6 protein-coding genes are annotated in these 11,721 nt (G+C 67.8%); 2 read left to right on the top strand and 4 right to left on the bottom strand.

Features of this window, described 5'->3' with window-relative positions:
• Positions 1-67 precede the first annotated feature (67 nt).
• Positions 68-1,609: a tryptophan halogenase family protein gene (locus AC1DZ6_RS08625; protein ID WP_477096784.1), complete on the bottom strand. Its 1,542-nt coding sequence runs from the start codon at positions 1,607-1,609 to the stop codon at positions 68-70.
• 261 nt (positions 1,610-1,870) lie between these two features.
• Positions 1,871-4,237, bottom strand: coding sequence for a TonB-dependent receptor (locus AC1DZ6_RS08620; protein WP_477096783.1), 2,367 nt, complete (start codon positions 4,235-4,237; stop codon positions 1,871-1,873).
• Between the two features lie 214 nt (positions 4,238-4,451).
• Here AC1DZ6_RS08620 and AC1DZ6_RS08615 point away from each other — a divergent pair, with 214 nt between their 5' ends.
• A complete protein-coding gene (locus AC1DZ6_RS08615) occupies positions 4,452-6,701 on the top strand; it encodes a beta-glucosidase (protein WP_477096782.1) in 2,250 nt (749 codons plus the stop codon).
• Positions 6,702-6,740: 39 nt separating this feature from the next.
• On the opposite strand, the gene AC1DZ6_RS08610 is transcribed toward AC1DZ6_RS08615, so the two are convergent.
• A complete protein-coding gene (locus AC1DZ6_RS08610) occupies positions 6,741-7,793 on the bottom strand; it encodes a LacI family DNA-binding transcriptional regulator (RefSeq protein ID WP_477096781.1) in 1,053 nt (350 codons plus the stop codon).
• Positions 7,794-7,929: 136 nt separating this feature from the next.
• On the opposite strand from AC1DZ6_RS08610, the gene AC1DZ6_RS08605 reads away from it, so the two are divergent.
• Complete coding sequence (locus AC1DZ6_RS08605) at positions 7,930-9,507, top strand: aldehyde dehydrogenase (NADP(+)) (RefSeq protein WP_477096780.1); 1,578 nt, start codon at positions 7,930-7,932, stop codon at positions 9,505-9,507.
• Positions 9,508-9,703: 196 nt separating this feature from the next.
• Here the strand turns inward: AC1DZ6_RS08605 and AC1DZ6_RS08600 are convergent.
• On the bottom strand, positions 9,704-11,721 hold a 2,018-nt coding region (locus AC1DZ6_RS08600; protein ID WP_477096779.1), incomplete at its 5' end, for a hydantoinase B/oxoprolinase family protein.

Raw genomic sequence — 11,721 nt, 5'->3', positions numbered from 1 at the left:
ATGCCGGGACCCAGATGATATGGCAGAGAGGGTCCCGGCATTCGCCGGGATGAGCGGATCGTGGGATTTAGGCTCGCGCGTAATACGCCTGGACCAGCTGCCGGTGCGGCGGCAGGTGCTTGAGCGCCTCGCGGGCCGCCTCGGCCACCTTGGCGAAGCTCTGCTTGGCGACCACGCCCTCGTCGTACCGCCCCTCGACCGGGGCGAAGTCGGTGGCCGCGTTCATGCCGTAGAGGATGTACTGGTAGCTGGACGGCAGGAAGGTCTCCAGGTCGACCAGGAAGTCGAACCGCGACACCGGACGGTGCCTCCACTGGGCCAACAGGTCGCGCAGGGCCTCGGGCCAGGTGGCCGGATCGGCGTTGTCGCGCCAGTACGGCTCGTCACGCTTGGTCAGGCAGTAGTGCAGCTTGAGGAACGAGACGATCCGCTCAAAACGACCGACCATCGCGGCGTTGAAGGTGCGGGCGGCGGCGTCGCGGGCGGCGCGGTCGCGCAGGGGGAAGACCTCGGCGATCATGGTCGCGGCCACTTCGATCAGCATGATGCCGGTCGATTCCAACGGCTCGAAGAACCCCGCCGACAGGCCCACGGCCACACAGTTGCCGATCCACTGGCGCTCGCGATAGCCGGTCTGGAACTTCAGCAATCGAGCGTTGAGGCCGTCGCCGGCCTTGCCGACATAGCCCCGCAGCACCTGCTCGGCCCGCGCCTCGTCGGTGTGGCGGCTGGAGAACACGTAGCCGACGCCCCGGCGACTATCGAGACCGATGTCCCAGGTCCAGCCGGCCTCATGAGCGGTGGCCAGGGTGTAGGGATTGATCGGCGCGTCGGGGGTCTCGTACGGGACCTGGATCGCCAGGGCCCGGTCATTGAACAGTACGTCATCGACCCGTTTGAACGGCGCGCCAAGCGCCTCGCCGATCAACAGGGCGCGGAAACCCGAGCAGTCGACGAACAGGTCGCCCTCGATCGTCCCCAGCTCGCCGGCCTGGATCGAGGCGATGTCGCCGCTCATGTCGCGGGTCACCCCGTCGACCTTGCCCTTCAGGTGCGTGACGCCCGCCTCGACCGCCACGCCGCACAGGAAGTCGGCGAAGCGGGCGGCGTCAAAATGGTAGGCGTAGTTCATCGGCCCCTGGAAATCGGGGTCCTCCAGCCGCTTGGGCGCCAGGCCCTCGCCGATGACCAGGCCTTGTGTCGTCACCGCGTCGGCGAACGGCAAGGTCCCGCCCGCTTGGTGGTCCAGCAGCCAATACGGCGACATATCTCTGCCGTTGGGACGGAGCGGCAGGTTGAACGGATGAAAGTATTCGGAAGATTTCCCACTTTCCGAACGCCGTTCCCAATCCACGAACCGAACGCCTTGTTTGAAGGTCGCCGAACTCTCGCGCAGGAACCGCGCCTCGCTGACGCCCAGCTCGGCCAGGGTGGAGCGGATCGTGGGAAACGTGCCCTCCCCGACACCGATCGTGGCGATGTCCGGGGCCTCGATCAGGGTGATCTTCGCGCCATCCGGACGATCAGCGCCCAGGCGCTTGGCCAGATAAGCGGCGGTCAGCCAGCCCGCCGTGCCGCCGCCGACGATGACGATGCGGTTGCCGGTCATGAGCACGTTCCTTGGAGTGGCCTCTGAAGCCCGATGAAACCCGAGTCGGCCGCCGAATGTCGGTGCGGAAAAGAAAAAGCCTGGGTGACGGTCAGGAGAGCCGTCACCCAGGAGAGCGCAGTCTGGGAGGCAATACGCTCAAAGATTAGGGGAGCGGCGGCCGGGGGGAGACACGCCGCTCCTGAAACACGGCCCGGCAGAGGGCCGCACTTCAAGCAGGTCGCCCCGGCCGGCCAGGCCGGTCGGGGCGTTGGACTTGGCCTAGAACTTCGTCTTCAGACGGAAGCCCCAGGTGCGCGGGGCTTGATAGACCGCCGTCCAGACCGGCGTGTAGTTCGGCACGCCCGCGGCGCCGGCGCCGGTCTTGATGTTCTTGTCCTCGAGGTTCTGGACGAAGGCCTCGACCGACCAGGGGGCTTCCGCCGGTTCGTAACGCAGGGTCACGTCCGTGCGGGTGTAGCTGCCCTGTTGGTCCGCAGCGCCCTGGTTGAAGTAGGACAGCCAGCTCTTGCTTTCGAAGTGCGTGGCGATCCGCGGCACGATCCGGCCGTTGGCCAGCTCGAAGGTGTGCTCGTAAGCCACCGTGCCCGAGAAGTGCGGGGCGTGCGGCAGCTCGTTGCCTTTCAGCTGGACGGCATGGGCCAGGTCGTTCGGGCCGACCCGACCGTCAGCGGCCAGCAGTTCGTCCATCTTGGTGTCTTGCGCCGTGGCCGAGATCTGCAGGCGGTCGTTGGCCGTCAGATTGGCGGTCAGTTCGGCCTCGACGCCGTAGGCTTGCGCGCCCTTGGCGTTGGTGGTCACGACCTGAGAGGTGGCCACTGTGCCGTCCGGCTTGAAGGTCGTGACGACCTGGTTGACCTGGTAGCCCTTGAAGTCCTCGTAATAGGCCGCGAGGTTCAGGGTCGCCCGGCCGTCCAGGAAGCGGATCTTTGAGCCGACTTCGTAGTTGGTCAGGGTTTCGGGGTTGGCCAGCAGGCCGCCGTCCTCGATGTTGCCCGACTTGAAGCCGGTGCTGACGCTGGCATAGGCCAGGACGTCATCGGTCACGTCGAAGTCGGCGCGGCCCAGCCAGGTGAACTTGTCCCAGCTGCCCTTCACGTCGTTCTTGCCGATGCTGTAGCCGGGGCCCAGCAGAGCCAGCAGTTGGTCGGCGGTGGCGCCGCGATCCTGGCCAAAGATGCCGGCGTTGCAGTGCGCGGCGGTGTCGACCAGGAGGCAGTTGCCCAGACCGTTGAAGGTGACGTTCCGGCCGCCTTGGTCCTGCTTGGTGTCGTCGGTGTAGCGCAGACCGCCGGTGAGGCGGGTGCGATCGTTGACATGCCAGACGGCCTGACCGAAGGCGGCCTTGGACTCCACGGTGCGCTTGGCCTGGATGAAGCTGCCCGACCAGCTCATCGGACCGTCGCGATAGCCGTCACGTCCGTCGATGTCGAAGCGGATCGAGTTGTCTTCGTGGCTGTAGTAGCCGCCGACGATYCAGTCGACGGTCTGCTCGCCCTGCGACTTCAGCTGGACTTCATGGCTCCAGGCGTCGTTGCGCGACCAGACGGTGTGGTTTTCACCAAAGCCGCCCTGGGTGAGAACGCCGTTGCGAGTCACGCCCAGGATGCYGGCGTCGGCGTCGCTGTTGGCGCTGCCGCCCACCCGCTGCCAGCCGGTGATGTAGGTCAGGCCGACACTGTCGCTGATGGAGTAGTCCATCGTGCTGCGCACGCCGTACGAGAAGCGGTCGCTCTCGGGGGCGGTGTCGATCAGGGCCGACCACTTCTTCTGACCGGCGCGCGGGGTCTGGGCCAGGGCGATGATGGGAGCCCCGGTGTCCTGGTAGCCCTCGACATTAACGTTCCAGGTGAAGTTGTCGTTCGGCTTCCACAGGGCGCTCAGACGAGCCGAGCGCTGATCCTGGGCGTAATACTTTTTGCCCTGGGTCACGAACGCCGAGGGATTGACGCCCGCGATCTGCGGCGGGCGCTGGAAGTCGACATAGCCGTCGTGGCGCTCGGTGATCGCCGCCAGACGCAGGGCGAAGGTGTCCGAGACCGGCATGTTGACGGCGACGCGGGCGCCGAGGCGGTTGTACGAGCCGGCCACGACCTCGGCGTTGCCGTAGTAGTCGCCCAGCGTCGGCTTGGCGGTGCGGATGCTGACGGCGCCGACCGTGGCGTTACGGCCAAACAGCGTGCCCTGCGGACCGCGCGCCACTTCGACGGCGTCCACGTCGTACATCAGCACGGCCGCGCCCTGGGCGCGCGGCGAATAGATGCCGTCCACATAGATGGCGACCTCGGGGTCGGCCACTTCGGTGAAGGCGGTGTCGTTGCCGATGCCGCGCATGGTGATCAGGATCGCGCCCTGGTCGCCCTGCTGGTTGATGGCCATCGAGGGCACGAACTTGGCCAGGTCGGTGACGTCCTTGACCTGGTTACGGTCGAGCTGGCTCTGACCGAACGCGCTGATCGCGATCGGCGTGTCCTGCAGGTTGGTCTCGCGCTTGGTGGCGGTGACCGTGATCTCTTCGAGCTGGGTGGCGTCGGCGGTCGCCGGCGCGGTTTGGGCCTGCACGGCGGTGGCGGCGATCATGGCCGCCAAGGCCGAGGAACCGGCCAATAGGCTTCTGCGGAACTTCATCTTCATCCCTCTCCCTGCGCGCGATCTTTTTTGGTCGCGACTTGCATGCCGTGAATAGCTACAGTACGACAACGTTGTCAATCACGTTTGTATTTACGACTTAGTTGAAATTCATATTTCACGAGTCGTGAATAGTTAAAACTAGTCGGCGCTCGACAAGATTTGACAAAGAACGCCGCGCGTATAGCCTAAGACGTAAATGGGAGGAAAAAGAATGAAGCGACAGCAGATGCGAGCCCTCGTGATGGCTCTGATGCTGACCACGGCGTTGCCGACGGCCGCCGCTCACGCCCAGGCCGCGACCCCGAGCGCCTCGAAACCTTGGATGAACACCAAGCTGAGCGCCGATCAGCGCGCCGACCTCATCGTTGCGCAAATGACGCAGGACGAGAAATTGGCCCTGGTCTTCGGCTATTTCGGTTCGAACCAGGACAAGCCCAAGTTCACGCCGCACGCCGAGGCCCGCATGGGCTCGGCCGGCTATATCCCCGGAATCGCCCGCCTGGGCGTGCCCCCGCAGTGGGAAACCGACGCCGGGGTCGGCGTCGCGACTCAGCGCGAGTCCAGCGATCCCTATCTGGAGCGCACCTCCCTGCCCGCAGGCATCGCCACCGCCGCGACCTGGAACCCGGAGCTGGCCTTCAAGGGCGGCGCGATGATCGGTTCGGAAGCCCGCTCCTCGGGCTTCAACGTCCAGCTGGCCGGCGGCGTCAACCTGGCCCGCGACCCGCGCAACGGCCGCAACTTCGAATATGGCGGCGAGGATCCACTGCTGGCCGGCGTGATCGTCGGTGCCCAGATCCGGGGTATCCAGTCCAACAACATCATCTCGACGATCAAGCACTGGGCGCTGAACGGCCAGGAGACGAACCGCATGACGGTCAGCTCCAACATCGGCGACGCCGCCGCCCGCCAGTCCGACTTCCTGGCTTTTGAGTTCGCGATCGAGCAGTCGAACCCGGGCTCGGTGATGTGCGCCTATAACCGCATCAATTCGACCTATGCCTGCGAGAACGACTACCTGCTGAACGAGGTGCTCAAGAAGGACTGGGCCTATAAGGGCTACGTGATGTCCGACTGGGGCGGCACGCACTCCACCGCCAAGGCGGCCAATGCGGGCCTTGACCAGGAGTCGGCCTACACCTTCGACAAACAGCCCTTCTTCGGCGCGCCCCTGAAGGCCGCCTTGGCGGACGGTTCGGTGTCGCAGGCGCGCCTCGACGACATGGTCCGCCGGATCACCCGCTCGATGTTCGCCCATGGCCTGTTCGACCATCCGGTGGTCAAGGGCCCGATCGACTTCGCCGCCCACGCCAAGGTCACCCAGGCCGACGCGGAAGAAGCCATCGTCCTGCTGAAGAACGACGGCGGCCTGCTGCCGATCGCCAAGAGCGCCAAGAAGATCGTCGTCATCGGCTCGCATTCCGACGTCGGCGTGCTGTCGGGCGGCGGCTCGTCGCAGGTGTTCCCGATCGGCGGCATGGCGGTGAAGGGCCTGGGCCCCAAGGGCTTCCCCGGCCCGATCGTCTTCCACCCCTCCTCGCCGCTGAAGGCGTTGCAGGCCCGGAACCCCGGCGCGGCCTTCACCTATGACGACGGTTCCGATCCGGTCGCCGCCGCCAAGGCCGCCGCCGGCGCCGACCTGGTCATCGTCTTCGCCCACCAGTGGGCCGCCGAGTCGCAGGACTATTCCCTGACCCTGGCCGACAACCAGGACGCCCTGATCGACGCCGTCGCCTCGGCCAACGCCAAGACCGCCGTGGTGCTGGAAACCGGCGGCCCGGTGCTGATGCCGTGGCTGCCCAAGGTCGGCGCCGTAGCCGAGGCCTGGTACGCCGGCACCAGTGGCGGCGAGGCCGTCGCCCGGGTGCTGACCGGCGAGGTCAATCCGTCGGGCCGCCTGCCGATCACCTTCCCGGAAAGCGCAGACCAACTGCCGCGTCCGGTCATCGACGGCGACAACAGCAAGCCGGAGCTGATGGTCGACGCCAACTACGACATCGAGGGCGCGGCCGTCGGCTACAAGTGGTTCGACCAGAAGGGCCACAAGCCGCTGTTCGCCTTCGGCCACGGCCTGTCCTACTCGACCTTCGGCTACAGCGACCTGAAGACCAGCGTGGTCGGCGACAAGCTGACCGTCAGCTTCAAGGTCACCAACACCGGCAAGTTCGCCGGCAAGGACGTGCCTCAGGTCTATGTCGGGCCGAAGGGTGGTCCAGGCTGGGAGGCGCCGCGCCGCCTGGGCGGCTTCAAGAAGGTCGACCTGGCCCCGGGCGCCAGCACCAGCGTCAGCGTCACCGTCGATCCGCGCCTGCTGGCGACCTTCGACTCCAAGGCCAAGGCCTGGACCATCGCCGCCGGCGCCTACGAGGTGTCGCTGGGCGCTTCGTCGCGCGACCTGGGCGCCAAGGCCGACGTGACCCTGGCGGCCAAGACGCTGCCGGTGTCGTACGACGGCAAGTAGTTCGGCTGGGGACAGGCGCATGCGCCTGTCCCAATCCCGCTATTTCGGCGCCGGCCCCGTCGAGGCCCGCACCATCAGTTCGAACGGCACCAGGGTGTTGCCGGCGATCTGCTTTTCCCCCGCCGCGCTGGCGGTGATCAGCATGTCGGCCGCCTTCTCGGCCATCTTGGCCACGGGCTGGCGCACCGCCGTCAGCGACGGCACGCTCAGCCGCACGCCGATCGTATCGTCATAGCTCAGGATCGACAGCTCGCCCGGCACGGCCAGGCCGCGCGCCTGGGCGACGCTGACCACGCCCAGCGCCATCTGGTCGTTCGACGCCATGATCGCGGTCGGCGGTTCGGGTTGATCCAGGAGGGCCTCCGCCCCGGCCACACCCGCCTCGAACGTGAAGTCGCCTTTGTAGATCCGCGCGTCCGGCACGGGATGCCCCGCCGTCTCCATGGTCGCCTGAAAGGTCTCGACCCGCAGGATCGACGACGAGAACTTGTAGTCGCCGGCGATCATGCCGATGCGCGTGTGACCCAGGCCCAGCAGATGCTTGGTCGCCTGCCGCGCCGCGGCCCGATCGTCCATGTAGACTCGCGGCCCCTGCCCCCGCACCGGGGTGTTCAGGCGCACGAACGGGATGTTTCGCTTCTTCAAGGCGCCCAGCACGACCGGGTTCTCGCAATTGGGCGGGGTCAGGATCACGCCGTCGGGCTGCAGCGACGACAGCACCGAGGTGATCTGCCGCTCCAGTTGGTCCGAGTCGCGATCGACCAGCTCGAACATCAGGTGGTAGCCCGACTGCTCGCAGCGCAGCATGGCGCCGTACAGCATCTGGTCGATCCATTCGTTGCCGCGCTCGCTGCGCCAGTTGTCCAGCGTCAGGCGGCGGTCGTTGAAGGCGACCAGCAGGTAGGAGCGTGAGCCGGCCATGGTCCGCGCGGCCTTGCTGGGGCTGTAGCCCAGCTTTTCGACGGCCGCGAGGACCCGCGCCTTCAGATCGGGCGTGACGTTGGGCTCGTCATTGAGCACCCGCGACACCGTCTTGACCGATACGCGCGCCTTTTCGGCGACATGGATGATCGTGGCCGGCCGCTTCGCCATGCAGAATCCGTTTCCCCCCAGGTTCGAACGACCGTAACCGGCGTGAAACAGTCTGTCTGCCCCCGCACCGCTTGACGACAATGGGAGCGGTATCATTTAAGACGCTGCACTGATTTCGAAATGCGAGGAACGCGCCTTGACCATCACCGGTGAACTTCTGATCGACGGCGGCGCTCGCCCCGGAACCGGCGGCGCGATCCTCGCGGTCGATCCCAGCACGGGCGGCACGCTGGACGTGACCTTCGGCGGCGCGACCAAGGCCGACCTCGACGAGGCGACCGCCCTGGCGGCGGCGGCCTTCGGCCCCTACCGCGCCACCTCGCCCGAGAAGCGCGCCGTGTTCCTGGAAACCATCGCCGCCAAGATCGAGGCGATCGGTGACGCGCTGATCGTCCGCGCCATGGCCGAGACCGGCCTGCCCCGCGCCCGCCTGGAAGGCGAGCGCGGCCGCACCATGGGCCAGCTGAAGATGTTCGCCGGCGTGCTGCGCGACGGCGGCTGGCTGGAAGCCCGCATCGATCCGGCCCAGCCGAACCGCGCGCCCCTGCCGCGTCCCGACCTGCGCCTGCGCAACGTGCCGCTGGGCCCGGTGGCCGTGTTCGGCGCCTCGAACTTCCCGCTGGCTTTCTCGGTGGCCGGCGGCGACACCGCCTCGGCCCTGGCGGCCGGCTGCCCGGTGGTGGTCAAGGCTCACCCGGCGCACCCCGGCACGTCCGAGCTGGTCGGCCGCGCCGTCCAGGCGGCCGCCAAGGAATGCGGCCTCCCGTCAGGCGTCTTCGCCCTGCTGCACGACGCCGGGATCGAGATCTCGCAAGGCCTGGTCGCCGACGCCCGCATCAAGGCCGCCGGCTTCACCGGTTCGCGCCGCGCCGGCCTGGCCCTGCTGGCCATCGCCCAAGGCCGTCCCGAGCCGATCCCGTTCTACGCCGAGATGAGCAGCATCAACCCGGTCCTGCTTCTGCCCAACGCCCTGAAGGCGCGCGGCGCGGCCATCGCCCCCGAGTTCGTCGCCGCCCTGACCCAGGGCGCGGGCCAGTTCTGCACCAATCCCGGCCTGATCCTGGCCATTGACGGCCCCGAGTTGGACGCCTTCCTGGCGGCCACCGCCGAGGTCATCGCCAAGGCCCCTGCCGGCCAGATGCTGACCCCCGGCATCTGCAAGGCCTACACCGGCGGCGTGAAGGCGCTGGCCGAAACCTCGGGCGTCGCCCAGGTGGCCCACGGCCTGGAAGGCGGCCACGGCCAGGGCCGCGCGACCCTGTTCTCGGTCGACGCCGCCACGTTCCTGGCCACCCCGCACCTGCAGGACGAAGTGTTCGGCGCCGCTTCGTTGGTGGTCCGCGCCAAGGACCTGGCCCAGCTGACCCAGGTGATCGCCGCCCTGGAAGGCCAGCTGACCATCGCCGTGCACATGGACGAGACCGACACCGATCTCGCCCGCGCCCTGCTGCCCGCCCTGGAGCTGAAGGCCGGCCGCGTGCTGATCAACGGCTTCGGCACCGGCGTCGAGGTGGGCCACGCCATGGTCCATGGCGGTCCGTTCCCGTCGACCTCGGACAGCCGCTCGACCTCGGTCGGCTCGCTGGCGATCTTCCGGTTCCTGCGTCCGGTCTCGTACCAGAACCTGCCGGCCGCCCTGCTGCCGGCGGAGCTGCAGGACGCCAACCCGCTGGGCATCGCGCGCCGGGTGGATGGAAAGGTTCAGTTGGCCTAACTGCCGCGCAACGACTGGGGCAGGCGCATGCGCCTGGCCCGATCCGCGCTAGCGAGCACTTTTTGGAACCGCTCATCCCGGCGAATGCCGGGACCCAGATCCCAAAGCGCCAAAGCTGATTGGACAAGCTCAGCACTCTTGGAACCCGCCTCGAAGCCATTCCATCTGGGTCCCGGCATTCGCCGGGATTAGCGGATTATTTAGGACCATAGCCCCCGCCGCCCGGTGTCTCGATCACGATCGAATCCCCCGCCGCGACCTCGACCGCGTCCGTCGCACCCAGGGCCAGCACCGAGCCATCCGCCCGCTCGACCCAGGCCTTGCCAAGCATCCCAGTCCCACCTCCAGCCAGCCCGAACGGCGCCACACGCCGCCGGTTGGACAACAAGGTCGCCGTCATCGGCTCACGGAAGCCGATCTTCCGCACCACCCCGTCGCCGCCGTGATGCGCCCCCGCCCCACCGGACCCGCGCCGGATCGAGAACGCCTCGACCAGCACCGGATAGCGGCTCTCCAGCACCTCCGGATCGGTCAGGCGGCTGTTGGTCATGTGGGTCTGGACGGCGTCGGCGCCGTCGAAGTCAGGTCCCGCCCCCGCTCCGCCGCAGATGGTCTCGTAGTACTGCCGCCGGTCGTCGCCGAAGGTGAAGTTGTTCATCGTCCCCTGAGCGGCGGCCATCACGGAGAGCGCGCCATAAAGAGCGTCGACCACGACCTGGCTGGTCTCGACATTGCCGGCCACCACCGCCGCCGGATAGCGCGGCCGCAGCATCGAGCCTTCTGGGATCACCAGTTCGACCGGCCGCAGGCAGCCGTCGTTCATCGGGATCTCGTCGTCGACCAGGGTGCGGAACACGTACAGCGCCGCCGCCCGGCAGATCGAGGCCGGGGCGTTGAAATTGGTCGGGACCTGGTCGCTGGTGCCCGTGAAGTCGACCCGCGCCGTGCGGGCCGCGCGATCCACCGTGATCGCCACCTTCACCACCGAGCCGTCATCCAGCTCATAGGCGAAGGCGCCGTCCGCCAGGTTCGCCAGCACGCGCCGCACGGCCTCCTCGGCGTTGTCCTGCACGTGGGTCATATAGGCTTCGACCACATCCAGGCCGAACTCGGAGACCAGTCCCGTCAGGCTCTCGGCGCCGCGCGCGCAGGCCGCCACCTGGGCCTTGAGGTCGCCGATATTCTGGTCGGGATTGCGGGCCGGCCAGGCGCCCGAGGCCAGAAGCGCCCGCACCTCGGCATCACGGAACCGCCCGCCCTCGACGAGCAGGAAGTTCTCGATCAGCACCCCCTCCTCCTCGACCGTCCGGCTGTTGGGCGGCATCGAGCCGGGTGTGATCCCGCCGATGTCGCCCTGATGACCGCGTGCGGCGACGTAGAAGGTCAGCACGCCGGCCGCGTCGAACACCGGCATGACAACGGTCACGTCCGGCAGGTGGGTGCCGCCGTTGTAGGGCGCGTTGAGCATATAGACGTCGCCAGGCTTCAAGCCCCGGCCGTCGTGCAGGCGGCCGTCGCGGATCGCCCGCACACTGTCGCCCATCGAGCCCAGGTGCACGGGCATGTGCGGGGCGTTGGCGATCAGGGCGCCGTCGCGGTCGAACAGGGCGCACGAAAAGTCCAGCCGCTCCTTGATGTTGACCGAATAGGCGGTGTTCTGCAGGGCGAACCCCATCTCCTCGGCCACGGCCATGAACAGGTTGTTGAACACCTCCAGCATGACCGGATCGGCCTTGGTCCCGGCCGCCTGTCGGGGCGCCAAAGCGGCGACGCGGTCGATGATCAGGTTCAGGTGTCGGTCCACGGTGGCCCGCCAGCCGGGTTCGATCACCGTGGTGCCGGTGTCCTCGCGGACGATGGCGGGGCCGGCCACCTCGCCGCCGATCGGCAGGGCGGCGCGGTCGAAGACCGGCGTGACGTGCTCGGCCCCGGCCATGCGGGTGGTCAGGATCGCCAGGGGCTCGGGCTTGGAGTCCGCACCGAAGCCGAGGTCAGGCGCTTCCCCGGCGTCGGCGTGGCCGATGGCCTCGACGGCCAAGGCCTCGACCACGAGCGCCGTGCTCGGAGAAACGAAGCCGAAGCGGCGTTGGTGCAGGGTCTCGAAGGCGTCGAGCACGGCGGCCGCATCGCCCAGCGGCACGCGCAACGGCGTGTCGGTCCCGGCGTATTTGACCAGCAGACTGGCGATGGTTTCGACGCGGATCAGCGGTACGT

It is taken from the genome of Caulobacter sp. P1_B12_2, from assembly GCF_056406675.1.
Note: the sequence above shows the minus strand (reverse complement) of the source record. Positions and strands in the feature narration are given on the sequence as shown.